The organism is Paenibacillus canaveralius (genome assembly GCF_047238265.1).
Taxonomy (GTDB): domain Bacteria; phylum Bacillota; class Bacilli; order Paenibacillales; family NBRC-103111; genus Paenibacillus_F.
The window spans coordinates 4,611,367-4,627,509 of the sequence record NZ_JBDFMM010000001.1; the positions used below are offsets into that span (position 1 = coordinate 4,611,367).

16 protein-coding genes and 2 pseudogenes are annotated in these 16,143 nt (G+C 53.5%); 10 read left to right on the forward strand and 8 right to left on the reverse strand.

Annotated features, from left to right (window positions below):
• The first annotated feature begins 27 nt into the window (after positions 1–27).
• Entirely contained in the window at positions 28–255 is a 228-nt protein-coding gene (locus ABC395_RS20840) for an alpha/beta-type small acid-soluble spore protein (protein ID WP_009673104.1), read from the forward strand.
• A gap of 78 nt (positions 256–333) precedes the next feature.
• Here the strand turns inward: ABC395_RS20840 and ABC395_RS20845 are convergent, their stop codons facing one another.
• Positions 334–696: an O-methyltransferase gene (locus ABC395_RS20845; RefSeq protein WP_413005786.1), complete on the reverse strand. Its 363-nt coding sequence runs from the start codon at positions 694–696 to the stop codon at positions 334–336.
• A 497-nt stretch (positions 697–1,193) separates the two neighbouring features.
• On the opposite strand from ABC395_RS20845, the pseudogene ABC395_RS20850 reads away from it, so the two are divergent.
• Positions 1,194–1,880 (forward strand): annotated as a pseudogene (locus ABC395_RS20850) (methyl-accepting chemotaxis protein); the annotation flags it as partial.
• Between the two features lie 126 nt (positions 1,881–2,006).
• Here the strand turns inward: ABC395_RS20850 and ABC395_RS20855 are convergent.
• Positions 2,007–3,809, reverse strand: a complete 1,803-nt coding sequence (locus ABC395_RS20855; protein WP_413005787.1) for a M3 family oligoendopeptidase — start codon at positions 3,807–3,809, stop codon at positions 2,007–2,009.
• A 228-nt stretch (positions 3,810–4,037) separates the two neighbouring features.
• Between ABC395_RS20855 and ABC395_RS20860 the strand changes: the two genes are divergently transcribed.
• The 3 genes from ABC395_RS20860 to ABC395_RS20870 are packed head-to-tail and all read left to right on the forward strand — an operon-like array spanning position 4,038 to position 5,609.
• On the forward strand, positions 4,038–4,214 hold the full coding sequence (locus ABC395_RS20860; protein WP_413005788.1) for a YycC family protein: 177 nt from the start codon (positions 4,038–4,040) through the stop codon (positions 4,212–4,214).
• A gap of 4 nt (positions 4,215–4,218) precedes the next feature.
• The gene (locus ABC395_RS20865) at positions 4,219–4,455 is read left to right on the forward strand and encodes a hypothetical protein (protein WP_413006781.1); all 237 of its coding nucleotides are present in this window, start codon (positions 4,219–4,221) and stop codon (positions 4,453–4,455) included.
• Positions 4,456–4,493: 38 nt separating this feature from the next.
• Positions 4,494–5,609, forward strand: a complete 1,116-nt coding sequence (locus ABC395_RS20870) for a GGDEF domain-containing protein (protein WP_413005789.1) — start codon at positions 4,494–4,496, stop codon at positions 5,607–5,609.
• Between the two features lie 96 nt (positions 5,610–5,705).
• Here the strand turns inward: ABC395_RS20870 and ABC395_RS20875 are convergent, their stop codons facing one another.
• Entirely contained in the window at positions 5,706–6,092 is a 387-nt protein-coding gene (locus ABC395_RS20875; protein ID WP_413005790.1) for a globin domain-containing protein, read from the reverse strand.
• A gap of 342 nt (positions 6,093–6,434) precedes the next feature.
• Here ABC395_RS20875 and ylbJ point away from each other — a divergent pair, with 342 nt between their 5' ends.
• From ylbJ to ABC395_RS20890, 3 genes are all read left to right on the forward strand, one after another.
• Positions 6,435–7,661: a sporulation integral membrane protein YlbJ gene (gene ylbJ, locus ABC395_RS20880; protein WP_413005791.1), complete on the forward strand. Its 1,227-nt coding sequence runs from the start codon at positions 6,435–6,437 to the stop codon at positions 7,659–7,661.
• Positions 7,662–8,081: 420 nt separating this feature from the next.
• The gene (locus tag ABC395_RS20885; RefSeq protein WP_413005792.1) at positions 8,082–8,627 is read left to right on the forward strand and encodes a PilZ domain-containing protein; all 546 of its coding nucleotides are present in this window, start codon (positions 8,082–8,084) and stop codon (positions 8,625–8,627) included.
• An 11-nt stretch (positions 8,628–8,638) separates the two neighbouring features.
• Positions 8,639–9,451 (forward strand): NAD kinase, encoded by an 813-nt coding sequence (locus tag ABC395_RS20890; protein WP_413005793.1) that lies wholly within the window; start codon positions 8,639–8,641, stop codon positions 9,449–9,451.
• Between the two features lie 205 nt (positions 9,452–9,656).
• Here the strand turns inward: ABC395_RS20890 and ABC395_RS20895 are convergent.
• Positions 9,657–11,180 (reverse strand): annotated as a pseudogene (locus ABC395_RS20895) (endonuclease MutS2); the annotation flags it as partial.
• 475 nt (positions 11,181–11,655) lie between these two features.
• Here ABC395_RS20895 and ABC395_RS20900 point away from each other — a divergent pair.
• Positions 11,656–12,009, forward strand: a complete 354-nt coding sequence (locus tag ABC395_RS20900; protein ID WP_413005794.1) for a DUF3243 domain-containing protein — start codon at positions 11,656–11,658, stop codon at positions 12,007–12,009.
• 100 nt (positions 12,010–12,109) lie between these two features.
• On the opposite strand, the gene ABC395_RS20905 is transcribed toward ABC395_RS20900, so the two are convergent.
• Genes ABC395_RS20905 through ABC395_RS20915 form a run of 3 tightly spaced genes read right to left on the reverse strand, consistent with a single transcriptional unit; the run spans position 12,110 to position 14,086 of the window.
• Complete coding sequence (locus ABC395_RS20905) at positions 12,110–12,991, reverse strand: YutD family protein (RefSeq protein WP_413005795.1); 882 nt, start codon at positions 12,989–12,991, stop codon at positions 12,110–12,112.
• Positions 12,992–13,023: 32 nt separating this feature from the next.
• Positions 13,024–13,908 (reverse strand): lipoyl synthase, encoded by an 885-nt coding sequence (lipA, locus tag ABC395_RS20910; protein ID WP_009673125.1) that lies wholly within the window; start codon positions 13,906–13,908, stop codon positions 13,024–13,026.
• Entirely contained in the window at positions 13,898–14,086 is a 189-nt protein-coding gene (locus ABC395_RS20915; protein WP_413005796.1) for a hypothetical protein, read from the reverse strand. The genes lipA and ABC395_RS20915 overlap by 11 nt, the downstream gene beginning before the upstream one ends.
• A 76-nt stretch (positions 14,087–14,162) precedes the next feature.
• On the opposite strand from ABC395_RS20915, the gene ABC395_RS20920 reads away from it, so the two are divergent.
• On the forward strand, positions 14,163–15,200 hold the full coding sequence (locus tag ABC395_RS20920; RefSeq protein ID WP_413005797.1) for a M23 family metallopeptidase: 1,038 nt from the start codon (positions 14,163–14,165) through the stop codon (positions 15,198–15,200).
• A 115-nt stretch (positions 15,201–15,315) separates the two neighbouring features.
• Here ABC395_RS20920 and yunB read toward each other — a convergent pair whose 3' ends face one another.
• A complete protein-coding gene (gene yunB / locus ABC395_RS20925) occupies positions 15,316–16,128 on the reverse strand; it encodes a sporulation protein YunB (RefSeq protein WP_413005798.1) in 813 nt (270 codons plus the stop codon).
• Positions 16,129–16,143: the final 15 nt, after the last annotated feature.

Below are 16,143 nucleotides of genomic sequence, written 5' to 3' on the forward strand. Positions count from 1 at the left end.
TACCCATTACCGAAGGAGGTGACATCAATGGGTGCAGGACAATCCCGCAGCAGCAACACACTGGTTGTGCCACAAGCTAACCAAGCTTTGGACCAGCTGAAATACGAAGTCGCTCAAGAACTGGGCATTCAAATTCCTCAAGACGGTTACTACGGTTACATGGCTACTCGCGACACAGGCGCGATCGGTGGACACATCACTCGCAGACTGGTTCAAATCGCCGAGCAACAGCTGGCAGGCAAATTGGGACGTTAATCGTCTGATTCAAACATACTTAAGCACGACCAAAAAAGGTGGCCGAAGCAGCCACCTTTTTGCTTTGTTCTCATCCTTTTATCCGCGGATAAGGTTGGACATGTTATAGTTCGATTCGAACATGACGCTGGCATACAGCGTTTCTTTTTTTAGCGTAAAATCGAACGTAATTTCTCCGTGGGTCCAATTCACCTTATACTTCAAGGAATCCAGCGCCAGCTGACGGAAAGCCTGCCACTGCGATTCCGCGAGCCCCGTTCCGCTCTTCTGCACAACTCCGTCTCTTGCTTCGAGAGGATTATGCCGGACGCCGAACTTTCCTATGGCATTGTTTCGGATCTGCAAAAAGACCGTTCCCGAATTTAACTCGCTCAATTCCTGGCGAAGCTCGATAAATACAATTTCAACCTGACGCACCAATGAAACCGGTTCAATAATCATGATTTTCCCCCTTAATGTTCCTTTCAAACTAGCGTTAATGCGGCTGTTCTAGGTATGTAGCCACAGTATAATGTGTCTTAAGATCTAATACAACAAAATTTTACATTACTTTTATTTTTTTCAACCTTTTTCTCGCTAAAATACGTCAAATAGGCACATTTCACAGCTTTCTTTTCGCAAAAAATTTACTGGGAATTAATCTAAAGACCTATGTCTTCTTTTGTTTTTATGGGCCTTTCAACTCACTTCATGGACGCCGAATAAAACTATAGACCCCTATAAAGGCCGGTGATATAATGGCCGCAGGAAATAAGTTACATTTTGAATTTATTCTGTCTATAGGAGTGTTATGTATGAAGAGCTGGTCGTCACTCTCCTTCAAGAGCAAGCTTCTCACCGGATGCTACGGCTTGATCGCCGTTTATTCGGCCGCCCTGCTTCTCCTTCTCCTCCTTCCGGGCTCCAACCGCTGGATCGGCTTTGTTTTTCTGGCCGTCATGCTGGCCGCAAGTTTTCCATTCGTACGCTGGTTTGAGAGAACGCTTACAGAACCCGTAGCAGACCTTACACGCGCGGCACTCAACATCTCCAAGGGAGATTTTTCCCGCAAGGTGGACGCGACGACCGACGATGCTCTTGGCGATCTCGGGCGCTCCTTCAACAGCATGACCGATAAGCTGCGCGGCATTTTGGGCGAAACCGGGGCCATTACAAAACAAGTCGCCGATACAAGCCAGAGGATCTACTCCCAGAACTTGCAGCTCAAGGACGTTTTGCAGCAGGTGACGGTTTCCGCCCAGGAGCTTGCCTCGGGAGCCGGACAAATTTCGGAGGAAGTCTCCACCATCTCCGTCTCCACCAAAGATATCGAGCAGAAGGTTTCCGACTTTGCAGGATCGACCCAAACGATGAATGCGCGTTCCGAGCAGATGCTGTCGCTCGTCGACAAAGGCCGGGAAGCTGTCGAAATTCAGGGACAGGGCATGCAAAGAAATGTCGAAGCTGCGGCGCGCGTTTCCGACACGATCCGCACGCTTGCAGAGCAAACGGCAGGAATCTCCAAAATCACCAAGGCGATCTCGGAAATAGCCGAACAAACGAACCTTTTGTCGCTGAATGCCTCAATCGAAGCGGCAAGAGCGGGAGAACAGGGACGGGGATTTGCCGTAGTGGCGCAGGAGGTAAGGAAGCTGGCCGAAGAAGCGACGATCCAGACGAGGGAAGTGTTCGGGCTGGTCACTAAAAAAGAACCTTCATCTCCACCAATGGCGGATTTGAAGGTTCTTTTTGCCGTAAAGACCGGGTTTATCTTATTTCACTTTGCTTTCCGTCAGGCGCATGAATTCGTTCACGTCTTCGATGACGGTATCGACCGCGCTTTGCCAGAAATCCGGCCGGGTCAGATCGGCGCCGAGGTGCTTTTGGGCCAGCTCTTCCACCGTCATGCTGCCGGTATCCCGGAGAAGCGCCGCGTATTTGTCTTCGAACGCGGCTCCTTCTTCAAGCGCACGCGCATAAATGCCCGCGCTGAACAGGAAGCCGAACGTATACGGGAAGTTGTAGAACGGCACATCCGTTGCGTAGAAGTGCAGTTTCGCCGCCCAGAAATGAGGGTGATAAGCGCTGAGCGAGTCGTTGAACGCTTCTTTCTGCGCTTGAACCATCAGCTCGCTCAGACGGTCAGGGCTTACGAGTCCTTTGCGGCGCTCGTCATAGAAATTGGTTTCGAAAATAAACCGCGCGTGAATGTTCATGAAGAACGCGACCGCGCGCTGAATTTTATCTTCGAGCAGGACGATGCGCTCGTCGTCGCTGGATGCCGCTTTTACGGCCGCGTCGGACACGATCAGCTCCGCGAAGGTGGAAGCGGTCTCCGCCACATTCATGGCGTACTCCTGGGCCAGCGCCGGCATATCGTCCATCAGATACTGATGGAAGCCGTGGCCGAGCTCGTGAGCGAGCGTGGACAAGTTGTTCAGCGTTCCGCTGTAGGTCATGAAAATACGCGTCTGCTTCGCCAGCGGGAACGACGTACAGAATCCTCCCGGACGTTTGCCTGCACGGTCTTCCGCTTCGATCCAGCGGTTCTCGAACGCTTGCGCGGCATAATCGGCCAGTCTCGGGCTGAAGTCGCGGAACTGGTCGACGATCAGCTTGGCGCCTTCATCGTAGCCGACGGTCTTCGTTCCGCCTTCCAGAGGGGCGTCCACATCCGCCCACGCCAGCTTTTCAAGCCCGAGCAGTTGTGCCTTGCGGTTCAGATAATCGACGAGCACGCCCTTGTTGCGGGTAATGACGTCCCACATTACATCGAGCGTCTGCTTGCTCATGCGGTTAATTTCAAGCGGCTCTTTATGTACGGAATCCCAGCCGCGCTGTTTGTAAACCTGCAGCCTGAAGCCGGCGATGTGGTTGAGCGCTTCCGCCGCAAAGTCGGCCTTCTCCGCCCATGCTTCTTCCCACTGGCCGAAGAGCTCGGTACGCTTCGCAAGATCAGGCGTATGGAGGCGGTTGAAAGCCTGGCCCGCCGACAGCTCCTGGCGCTCGCCGTTCTCTTCCACCACCATGCGGAACTGGCTCACCGTCGTGTTGTAGAGGTCGTTCCAGCCGTGATAGCCGTCAACCGCCAAGTCGCTGATCAGAGCTTCCTGCTCAGGCGGAAGCTTCTCTTTCGCCTGGGTTCTGCGCTCGTTCAGGGAGAACGCGATCTCGCGGAGGCCTTCCTGCTCAAGCAGAGCGCTCCAGACGTCATCCGGCGTTCCCGTGATAACCGGGTCAAGACGGGTCAAAGATGCCAGGAAATCGGCATAGAGCGTTTTCACTTTACCGCCGAGCTGCACGGCTTTCTTGTCCTTCTGATTATCGGCCGCAAGGCAGCCTACGAATGAATCCGCTTCACGGATCCGTTTTAAGATACCCTGATATTGATCTATTAGCGCTTTAAAGTCAGCCGAATCGCCGGCGGTTTGAGGGGACGACGCTTTCCCGAGACTGGCGCGGAATGCGGCGATATCGCCGTCCAGGTCGTTCAGAAACGAGGCAAACTGGGGAGATTCGCTGCCGCCCGGAAAAAAAACGTCCAGATCCCAGGTCTGATTCAACGGTGTATGCATGTGTAATCCACCTTTCCGATTAGAGGGTAAAGAACAAATTGACCTACGGTAACATTAAACCATAATCCACCTTCAAACAAAAGAAGGGTCTTCCGTCTTGTTGTGAGAGGACCCCCGATAGGATACAGTAAAGAGGAGGGACCGTTTATTCACCCAATTGCTTCTTCTTAAGAAATATGCTATCAATAGATAAAAAGAACCATTTTTCCCGAAGAAAGGATAGGTCTAATGAAACCCCTGAACATTTCTCCGGATACGGCGGTCAAGCTTGCCAAGCACCTGGGCGTACCGCTTGAACACCTGATGCATATGCCTCAGCACATACTGCTGCAAAAGCTGGCCGAACTCGCTTCGTCCAAGCCCGATGAGGGCCGCACACCGGATTCCGAAAGTGAAAAGAAGTAAAATGATGCTTCCTTTTAGTCATACATGGCCTTATGAAACCGTTTTGAAAGATATTTATGTAGCCGAATGCCCGTTCTGCAGCCAATCTAACGTTCTCCTGCCTCTAAGGACTAAAGACTTACTTCCTATTCATGAAGGCAAGAAAAAACTTCTCGTGTTTCCCTGCTGCCGTGAGAAAGTGACGCTGGTGGATACGGACACGGATTATTTGCTCGCGGACAGGCCTTTCAGAAAACGGTAAGACGAGCCATCCATTGCAATAACGAGGAGTGGTTCCGCTTGAGTGAATATCTGGTTGCCCTCACCATTGCTTGTACCCTGGTCACCCTCAGCTATCTGGCGCTGAAAATACAGCGCATGCATTTTTTTGAAAATTATGAAAAAATAGCTTCACCTGTCCTGACCGGCCTGGCGTGCATTCTGCTGATGCAGCAGCCGCTCTCGCTGGACACGGGTGCCGTAGACCTGCGCTACCTTCCGGTCGTTATGGCGGGACTGCGCTACGGGCTCGGCAACGCCCTGTTCTCCACCCTGCTCCCCACACTCTACTGTTTCCTGACGGCGGAGGATTCCATGTGGGTGATGCAGACACTGCAAAGTCTGATTATCCCGGCTGTTCTCAGTTCGGGTTTTCATCGTTCCGAATTCAGAACCGGCAGCAGGCCGATTCCGATCCGGGCCGGTTTGAAAATCAGCGTGCTCCTGTTCCTGACCCAGGTCGTCATCTACGCGGCCGTGCATACGGGAAGGCATGCGCTGAGCGAATCGTATCCGCTGCTGTTTATGTCCGCGGTGTCGGCTGTCTCCGTCTGCATCCTGATCGGCATGAGCAACGACGAGAACGCCAAGTGGCTGACTCAGCGCAAGCTCGAAATGAAGGCAAGCCAGGATCTGCTGACGGGGCTTCCGAACCTGAGGAGCTTTTTTGAAATAGCGGGTCGTACGCTCGGCTTCCGTGCGGTTTCCATCTTTATGATCGACATCGACAATTTCAAGCAGTATAACGACTGCTGGGGTCACCTGCACGGGGATCAGCTTCTCCGGGAAACGGGACGCCTTCTGAAGAACGAGCTCGCGGAGCATGATTATATCGCCCGTTACGGAGGCGAAGAATTTATCCTCATGAGCACGGAAACCGATCCCGTCAAGCTCCGGGCGTACGCCGAACAGATCCGGCTGGCCGTTGCCGCATATCCGTTCGAACATGCCGAGACTACGCCTGTCACCGTCTCGATCGGCATATCCGCGGCCGCGGATGCCGCCACCGATTTGCAGCTGCTGATCGACGAAGCGGACCGCGCCCTGTATATTTCCAAAAATACGGGCAAGAACCGGATCACCCTGTGCACCGAATCTCCGGAGCATTCGCTCCTGGAACAGCAAAACGCTTATTGAAGTACCATGCGGAAAAGAGCATGCGTGTTTCAATAAGCGTTTTGAAATTTTCGGGGGAATCAAGACCATACTCCTGCCGGAAACGGATTCCTCCCTTTATTCCTGATTCACGAAATGGTAGGCCGGCGCCTGCAGCCTCGCAAGCAGAATCCCCGCCAAATCATCGGGAAGGCCGATTTCACGGGCAGCCTCACGCATACAGAACAGCCAGGCATCCGCCCTCTCTATCGTAACGGGAAAAGGCATATGGCGCGCACGCATCATCGGATGTCCGTGCTCCATCGTGTAAAGCATGGGTCCGCCGAAAAATTGGGTCAGAAACTGAATCTGTTTCTCCATAACCGGACGGATATCCTCCGGAAACAGAGGGCCGAGAAGCGGATTCTCCTGAACCTTCGGATAGAAGGCTTCCACCAGCCTGCGCAGGACAGGCTCCCCGCCCATACGCTCGTAAAGCGTTGTCGTTGAATCATCGATATTCATGCTGCGGTCATCCTTTAGCAACTATTATCGTCGGCGCCGAACAACCTGCGGATACTGCACTGAACAGACCTGACTGCCCGGCTCAATATCCTTCCAGATCGTCCTCCGCCGCATTTATAAGGGCTTCCCTTATCACGTAAACAAAAAAGCATACCAACAGTCCAGAAATTACTCCAGCCATAAGTTTCACTCCCACGGTTACAGGATGAAAAACCAGGTTTAGTACCATTGTACCATACTTAAGTTCAACTTCCAGTGTTTTCGAAAACAAAGTATACGCTTACAAAAAGCATGTTTGCCTCCCGCCGCTCATATACGTTAGGGAGGAGGTGTACAAACCCCATGTCAAGGCGTTCCGTCTTTACCCTTATTCCTTTGTGTGTACTGATCATCGGCATCGCCGCGCTTATGGTTGCCTACCCCCGCGAAAGTCTTGCGGCAGCGGTTCACGGCGTCGCCATCTGGTGGGACGTGCTCTTCCCGGCCTTGTTCCCTTTCTTCGTTATTTCCGAGGTGCTTCTCGGATTCGGAATCGTCCATTTCTTCGGAATGATTTTCGATCCCATGATGCGTCCCGTTTTTCGTATACCCGGAATCGGCGGATTCGTTATGGCCATGGGCTTTGCCTCCGGCTATCCGGTCGGAGCGAAGCTGACTTCGCAGCTATGGAAAGACAGGCTCGTCAACCGGGAGGAAGGCGAGCGCCTTGTCGCTTTCACGACAAGCTCCGATCCCATCTTCCTCATCGGGGCCGTCTGCGTCGGCTTCTTCCATGACGCTTCCCTTGCCGCCGTGCTTGCGGCCGCCCATTACGGGAGCGCCCTGCTGGTCGGCTTTCTCATGCGCTTCCATGGAAGAGGTGCGCCTTCGACGCCCGCTCCCCGAGCCGCCGCAGACCGTCGTTCGTCCGTCTGGACCCGTGCGTTCAAAGCGATGCACAAAGCACGGCTGGAGGACGGGCGGCCCTTCGGCACTTTGCTGGCCCAAGGGGTCCGGAATTCGCTGAACCTGATCTTCCTGCTGGGCAGCCTCGTCGTTTTTTTCTCCGTCGTGCTTGAAATGCTTACCCTTAGCGGCGTCATTCAGATGCTCTCCGGGCTGCTGCGCATGTTCCTGAGCGTGCTTCAGCTCCCTCCGGCTCTCTCGGATGCGCTGATCGGGGGCACCTTCGAAGTAACATTAGGCGCCAAAGCGGCCGGGGGCATGGATGATTCGACCCTGCTCGTATTCAAGACTGCCGCAGCCGCCTTCATTCTTTCCTGGGGAGGGCTATCCGTTCATGCCCAGATCGTAAGCGTCCTGAGCGAGACGAACATGCGTTACGCGCCATTTCTGACAGCCCGCATTCTGCATAGTTTACTTGCCGTGCTGCTCGTGTTCGTGCTCTGGAAACCGATGCGGCCGATCGGAGTTCTTCTGGAGAACACCCTGCCTGCCGGAACATTCGGAATGGGCGGCGGCAGCGGATGGCTGGCTCTTTTTCCTCTCGCGTTCGTGGTCTTCGCCGGTTCCCTGCTTATTTTATTCTCGCTTCGCCTCCTTCACTCCTTCCTGAAACGACCCGTTTGAAAGAATATTCTGTCAATTCATCCTATGAATCGGCCTTGCAAAAAGTGACCCTCCGCCCAGGCTCCGGCAGCCTCTTCGTATCTTAAAACACCTCACCCGCGGCACGGAAAATGGCGATTTACGGGCTTTCGGGCAAATAAGCATTCCCGTTCCTGCTTTTTCCGTTAAAGCTTTACAGGGTCTAAGCATTGTGTTATCGGCCGTAATTGATTATTATGAGAAAAGAAGGTTCGTTATGAATGAGTGTACCTAATCTGGATGCCGCCGCATGGAACCATGGTGATAATGATGAATTGGACGTATGCGCTGACCCAACATATTCTCGTGCCGAAAACGGAATGCAAGCTGATCATTGTCGGAGAAAACGCCGATGGTCAGCCCTTTTGCTTGGAAACCCGCGTGTTTTTGCGGGAGGCCGGCTTGGACTTTTTTTCGGTACATGTATATTTTGATCTCGCCAATCCGCTTGATAAGCTGGAGCAGATTTCTTTTATCGAATTCTCTTTCCAGGATCAGGGGATCAACTATTATTCTTTTGTCGATCTTGTACAGCTTGACCCGGGAGTCTCCTCCTGCGTGCTGAAACTCGTCTCTCCGCAGGAGCTGTACTCCTATCAGAACCGCAGGCACTGCAGGAAGCCCCTGCCTCCGCACACGACCGCCACATGCCGCGTGATCGGAGCCCGGCAGCGTTCCGCCGGGGAAACGCAGGCCTTTAAGGGGCAGCTTCTGGAAATCAGCCGGAGCGGCACTTCTATGATCACTCCGTACAAGATGACCGAATCTCTGATGTTGGAATTATCCTTCCATTTGCCTGAAGTTGAAGCTCCGCTTCTCCTGACAGGCGAAGTTCGTAGCAGCACGCCCTTCAGCAGCGATTCTTATCGCGTCGGCATTGAATTTCATGACGTTCCGCTTTCGTCATTGAATCTCATTGATACCTATTGCGAACAAACATCTTCTTAGGAGGAACCGTGTTGAAATATTTTTTAGTGCAGCGTCAGGATGATGTATCCGCCGGTCTGGCCCGCCGTTTTCACGAACTGGCCGGGCAATACGGCATGGAGCTCGACGAGCAGGAACCCGAGGTTGTTGTATCCATAGGCGGGGACGGCACGATGCTGATCGCCTTCCATCAATTTGTGGATAAACTGGACCGTATTTCTTTTGTGGGCATTCATACCGGGCATCTCGGTTTCTTTGCCGACTGGAAACCCGATCAGCTCGATTACCTGGTAGAGCTTATGCACAACGGAGAAATCAATCAGGACTTGCGCATTGTTCAATACCCTATTCTTGAAATTGAAATTCATTCTTCTCAAGGTGTCGAGCAGCGTCTGGCCTTAAATGAATTCACGTTAAAAGGCATCGAGAACACGCTCGTCGCCCAGGTCGACATCAACGACGAAATGTTCGAGATGTTCCGCGGAGACGGCATCTGCGTGTCCACTCCGTCGGGCAGCACCGCCTATAACAAAAGTCTGGGCGGCGCCATCGTGCATCCGTCTCTGGCCGCGATTCAGATAGCAGAGATTGCATCCATCAACAATCGCGTCTACCGAACGCTCGGATCGCCGATGCTGCTTCCGATGCATCACCACTGCGACATTTATCCCAAATCGAAGCACCCGGTTTACCTGGCGTTCGATTACCAGTATGTGCAGCGCAGCGATGTGGAATCGATCCGGTGCCGGGTAAGTCCGAATTTGAAGGTGAAATTCGCCCGCTACCGCCCGTTCCCGTTCTGGAACCGGGTCCGCGAAGCGTTTATCGGCCAAGAATTTCAGTAAAGCTCTGACGGGCGCCTTGGGGCCCGTGTAATAACGAACGGGACGTTCCGGCAAGCTTAAGCTGCCGGGACGTCCCGTTTTTTGTGTTGGGTTTACGGTTTACGGTTTACGGTTTACGGTTTACGGTTTACGGTTTACGGTTTACGGTTTACGGTTTACGCACTTGCCCTCACTTAAACTTCCCTTCATCCGCAATCCTGCCGATTCCCTCCGACGCGATTTCACGCGACCGTTCTATAATTCCCGCCGGCATTCCCAGCTTCTGCGCGATCAGAAACGCATAGCTCCGGCCGGCCTCTCCTATGCGCAGCCGGTAGAGGGGTTGAAGCGTTGCCGGGTCAAACTCCATCCGGGCATTCTCAAAGCCTTCCGCCGCTTCCGCGAAATTTTTGATTTCGTTAAAATGGGTCGTTACCGCCACCGTCGCTCCCCTCCGCTGAAGCTCTTCCAGGATGGCCACCGACAGTGCGACTCCTTCGCCGGGATCGGTTCCCGTCGCCATTTCGTCGATAAGGACCAGTGTCGACCGGTCGGCGCTCTCCAGAATCTCCATCATGTTTCGGATATGAGCCGAAAACGTGCTGAGGTTATTTTCAAGACTCTGACCGTCTCCGATATCTACGGCTATTTGCGTAAATACGGCCAAGGTACTCCCTTCCGCGGCAGGTACGAGCAGACCCGACTGGGCCATCAGCGTCAGAAGTCCGACGGTTTTGAGCGTGAGCGTTTTTCCGCCCGTGTTGGGCCCGGTTATAATCAGGGAATTGTAGGCTCCCCCGATGATAAAATGCAGGGGCACCATCCGGTTTCCCAGCAGCGGATGCCGCGCTTCGCGGAGATCGATTCTGCCATCCCCGCTTAATTTTACGCTCGCCCCCCCGATTTCCAGACCGTACTTCGCTTTTGCAAACAAAAAATCATAAATACCGACCTGCTCGACGTTTTTGCAGAAAGCGTCTCTGTTCTCTTCCATCATGGCCGTCAGCTCGCTCAAAATTTTCATTTCTTCGTCGGCTTCTTCCCTTCGCAGAAAAGAAAGCTGGCTTTGAAGCTCCACGATCTCGTGAGGCTCCATATACACGGTTTGGCCGCTTGCCGACTCATCCAGTACCGACCCCTTTACCATCTTCCGGTGCTCCTTCTTAATCGGCAGCACATAGTGTCCTCCCCGCATGCTGATCAGGTTTTCCTGCATAATCGACCGGTATCTGTTAGCCAGAGAAGCCAGCTTGCTTTTAAGCCGTTCTTCGGCGGTCGCCTTTTTTTTGCGGATTTTCGCCAGCTCCTTGCTCGCCGTATCCAAAATCGCTCCGCTGCGGATACACCGTTCGATCTCTGCCTGCAGCGCGGGGAGGTCGTTCATATCGGCCGCGTACATGTTTACCAGCGGAGCGGCTTGCGCGTGAGACCTCATATAGCGGATAAGCTGGGTGCAGCTGTACAGAAACTGTCCGATATCGGAAAAATTCCGCTCACTGAATACATAGCCCGATCCGAGCAGATCGAGAATGTCCCGTATGCCTTCAAGGGAGGGAATGGGAGCTCCCCGGCCTTGTTCCAGAAGCTTTTTCGCTTGCTCCGTCTCGTCGAGACTGCTGCGGATATCCTCTTTCCGGGTCATGGGCACCATATTCTCGATCCGTTCTTTTCCCAAATAAGAAAGGGCATATTCCATCACATTCTGTTTAATGATCTCGTAGTTCAGCCGTTTATACGTGTTTGGATTCATCGGTGGTCTATCTCTCCTTTTAATGGGTAATAAAAAAAGACGAAGAATGAGCATGCTCATTCTCCGCCTTGTGGGTAACCGGCTTTACGGGAGCTAACTAAAAAACCGTGCTTTTAAGAAAGCACGGAATAAGCTCAAAGCCGGGTATGCACCTGGGGCGATGATTGATTTCCGCTGTTCTTAACTAATCCACTGGAATCCGGTACGCACAACAAAATAAACATCGCTTTAAACGACATTTGACCTGCGCGATACGTGTTCGAACTCCGGTTATGGAATTTGTTTAGTTAAGAACGGACACCGACATCAAAATTTCCCCTTTTTGTAAGAAGTTATCTCTTATTATAGCCAGCGCCCGGTGCCGAGTCAATACGAGTGCCGCCCGAAAAAACAGCCCGGACCGATTCAACCCGGAATCGTGAGGGTAAGAATGTCTTGTAACATTATACTAACCTTATACAAGGAGGCGTTAACGATGACAGAACACAATCATATGGTTGACAAAAACGGAACTTTGGATACAGGTAAAGTGAATGATGTCATGAATCGCATGGATGCTGGTGAGAAAGATCAGATTCTTAAAAACTTCGAAGAATTTAAATCCTACCTGGGAAGCCGCGTTCACTTGGGCGAAAGTCTCGGCCTTGGCGAAGAGCAGCTCGCAAAAACGGCTGAGAAAGTGGCAGGCTACCTGGCCGCTCACGAGGAGCCTCGCAACGCGGAAGAAAATCTGCTTAGAGAGCTGTGGAACGTAGGCCGCGACGAAGAGCGCCACATGCTTGCCCACATGCTCGTCCGCCTGGCTCAAAAAGCGAACAAAGCAAACTGATTGGCGCGCCCTTTGCCGGAAGGGCACACACATAAAAACCCTCTGTTTGTCCTTATGTATATAAGGAGGAACAGAGGGTTTTGCTTTTCTCCAGCCGGTATTATTCGGAAGATTCCGGGCCCGCGGGCGGAGCCGGATTTTGGACAGCTTGGGAAGGCTTAGGACGGTTGTTGTTCTGGTTGTTGTTCTGGTTGTTGTTCTGGTTGTTGTTCTGGTTGTTGTTCTGGTTGTTGTTCTGGTTGTTGTTCTGGTTGTTGTTCTGGTTGTTGTTCTGGTTGTTGTTCTGGTTGTTGTTCTGGTTGTTGTTCTGGTTGTTGTTCTGGTTGTTGTTCTGGTTGTTGTTCTGGCCTTGGCCGCCTTGCCCGCCGCTCTGCCGCTGGTTGTGCGGCTTGCCTTCGGACGAACGCTCGCCGCGCTGCTGGTCTCCGCGGGGTTGTCTCGGCGGACGAGGCTTGCCCTGCTTCTGGGAAACCTGGGCATCCGGACGGCCTCCGTCCTGCTGGCGCTGGGAGCGGTTCGAAGAACCCCTCTGCTCCTGCCGTGATTCCCTCGCCTCCTGCTTGTTGTCCGCACGCGGCTCACGGCTGTCGCTTTTGCCCTCCCGGGACTCCTGTTTGGCTTCCGCTCTGGAAGCCCCCTGGTGTCTGGAAGGCTTGGGAGCTCCCTCCGCGGCAGCTTCTTCCTCCGTTTGTTCGGGCGGAGTATGCTTGCCCGGGAGCTTTTCAAGAATAAAATAAGCGCACCCGAAGTTGCAGTATTCGTTCAAATAATCCTGAAGATAGACAATCGAAGATTCCTTGCCCGCTTTGCTGTGATTCTCACGAAAAAATCCTCTTAGGCGCAACTGATTGTAACCCCAGTCTCCCACTATATAATCGTAGCGTTCGAGCACTTCGCTGTAACGGTCCCGGAAAACTTCCTGATTCCAACCGTTCCGGTGTTCGGTGATCAGCTCGTACGCTCTGCCTCCGATATGAATCATGTCCCAATTCCTCCCCTGTATCCCGGCGTCGGTTACGGAGCGGACGTCTGTGAGGCCGATCGAACCTGCTCATGTGCATGGTACGAGCTGCGGACGAGCGGTCCGGATTCCACATGCTTGAACCCGCGCTTCATTCCTTCTTCCTTCAACAGAGCGAACTGCTCCGGCGTATAATATTTTTCTACGGCCAAATGTTTTCTGGTCGGCTGCAAGTATTGTCCGATCGTCATAATGTCACAGTCGTGACGGCGCAGATCGTCCATGGTCCGCAGGATTTCGTCCCACTCTTCGCCGACCCCGATCATGATGCTCGACTTCGTCGGAATGTCCGGGTTCATCTTCTTGGCCCGGGCCAGCAGCTCAAGGGAGCGGCTGTATTTGGCTTTGGCCCGGACGTGATCGGACATGCGTTCAACGGTCTCGATGTTGTGGTTCAAAATGTCCGGTTTCGCGTCCATCACGATCTGCAGGGAAGCTTCATCCCCCATAAAATCGGGAATCAGCACTTCCACGCTGCAGAACGGCACTTTGCTCCGCACGGCACGGATCGTCTCGGCAAAAATCGTCGCTCCGCCGTCCTTCAGATCATCGCGCGCTACGGACGTTACAACGCAGTGTTTGAGCCCCATCTGAGCGGCGGCGTCGGCTACGCGTTCCGGCTCCTGAAGATCCAGCTCGGTCGGCAGGCCCGTTTTAACCGCGCAAAAGCGGCAGGCACGGGTACAAATATCCCCGAGGATCATAAAGGTTGCCGTACGGTTCGCCCAGCATTCGTGAATGTTCGGGCATTTCGCTTCTTCACATACCGTGTGGAGCGTTTTGGAACGCATCATGTTTTTTAAATCTTTAAAGTTATCGTCGGTGTTCAGTTTTATTTTCAGCCATTCCGGCTTACGCTGTAACGGTTTAGTTGCCATTGCTTGCTCCACCTTTTGTTCGCAAGGGTTGTAAGGCCTTGCGTTTTTCTTGTAACGTTCCCGATCCGAATACTTGCCAATCCATCCAAAGCAAGAAACCTGACGGAAGCCGGGCTTTTTTCATTATAGCACGAATGGACAAACAATCCACGCCGCTTTTCTTCACTTCCGGCGGCATTTAATTGAACCCCTGCGGGATAAATCCACCAAGCCTGTACATCCTAATGTCATCAGCACCAAAACGAGGTGATCGCATGAAAGGAAATCTGCCGTCCAAAAGGCTGTTTGCAGGGTTGTTAGCGGCGTGCCTCGCGGCATGCCCCCTTACGGTGACGGCAGCCGAGCCGGTTAAGGCCCCTCCACCGGCCGCTAATACGAAGCAAATACCGGATGCGGAACGCAAAGAACTGATGCAGAAAGTCAGTGAGATCACGGGGATACCGTGGACTCTGCTGGCGGCTGTCGACCGCTATGAATATACCATGAACAAAAGCCGCAAAAAAGACGCGCCCGAAAGGCTGATCGGCATCGACTTCCCCGAGCTGACCTGGGTCGGGATGCTTAACCCCGACCACGAAGACACCGATCCGGGAAGCATCTCCTTTTTCGGCGGCGTCGGGGTGGACGGGTCGGGTGACGGTCTGGCCGACCGCGGCAGCGACCTTGACCGTCTGGCCTCCATGGCAAGGCTCATGCTTCGTCACGGAAAAGATCCCGAAGATATCCGCATTTCCTTGTGGGAGCATTATTCCAATACGCGCAGCGTCGAACGCATCGAACAATTTGCGGATATCTACGAAAAATTCGGCACGCTCAGCCTCCACGAGCATGCTTTTCCCCTTCCGGTCAAATCGGAATATTCCTACCGCAGCACTTGGGGAGCCAGCCGGGGCTGGGGCGGCTTCCGCATCCATGAAGGGACGGACCTGTTCGCGGGTTACGGAGTGCCGGTACGCAGCACCGGCTACGGCGTTATAGAAGTAAAAGGCTGGAATCCGTACGGAGGCTGGCGGATCGGCATACGCGATCTCGACAACGTTTATCATTACTACGCTCACCTGTCCGGATTCGATAAAAAAATCAAGGAAGGCGACGTTGTGGCACCCGGACAAGTCGTCGGCTGGGTCGGCAGCTCAGGCTACGGAAAACCGGGGACCTCCGGCAAATTCCCGCCCCATCTGCACTTCGGCATGTACAGGGACAGGGGCTTGGCGGATTGGCCCTTCGATCCTTATCCGTCGCTGAAGAAATGGGAGCGCGAGGAATTCAGGAAAAAAGCGGCGGGAAAATAACCTTCACTTCTGCTTCTGCTTCTGCTTCTGCTCCCGCCTCCGAATCCGCCCGACCGTACGGTCGGACAAACAGGCCCTTCTCCGTGGAGAGGGCTTGTTCTGTTCCCGGACCGGGCTACTCCGCTTTTTTATCCTCCGCTCCCTCGGGTTTGGACACCCCTTCCGCAGGCGCATCCGGCGGCAGCTTACCGCCGCTCCCCGCTGTAGGCTGCCCCTTGAGATTGGGAAGCGAGATGCTCGGCGGCACCGCGTCCTTGCTCGATCCGACCGGGTTCCCCTTGTTGTCGAAATAGTACATGGGCACGTCGCCGACAACAAGCGAGTAGGAAATCGGAATTTCGGTTTCGACGATTTCCGGTTCGGAATCGAACGGAATGATGACGGAAACCTCGGCGACGATCCGGATATAGACTTCAACGAGAATCATGTTGATGCCGGCATTTTCATGCCGGGTGCTGAGGTCCACCTTGACGGCTCCGGCGGGCGTAATCCGGATCGGGATATTCGGACCGAAAGAAGCGAGAATGGCGCTTCCCATCGCCTGCCCGAGAGGAATATGTTCGGGAATCGCCGTCAGGCGGTTCAACTGGCTTTGAACGGCTCCGCGGGTTTCGGCGGTAATCCGCATATGCTCGGAATAATTAAGCATAAAGCCGGATACTTTGCCGCCGCTGTCCGTTTTCCAGTCGATCAGCTTCTCGAAATCCGTTCCTCTGGAAATCCTATCGGAAATCGCTTCATTGATGGATTCGGTGGCGATCTGCTTGATCCGCACTTTCGCCAGATTCATCAGCGGCGGCTTCAAATTCCGCTCGATGATAATAAACGACTGCAGCGAGACAAGCGTAAAAATGAGCAGCACGATGAACAGCCTTTTTTTCCAGCCTTGCTTGCGGGTAGGCCTGCTTTTCCATCTTTGCCGGATCATCCGTGTTCCTCCCTG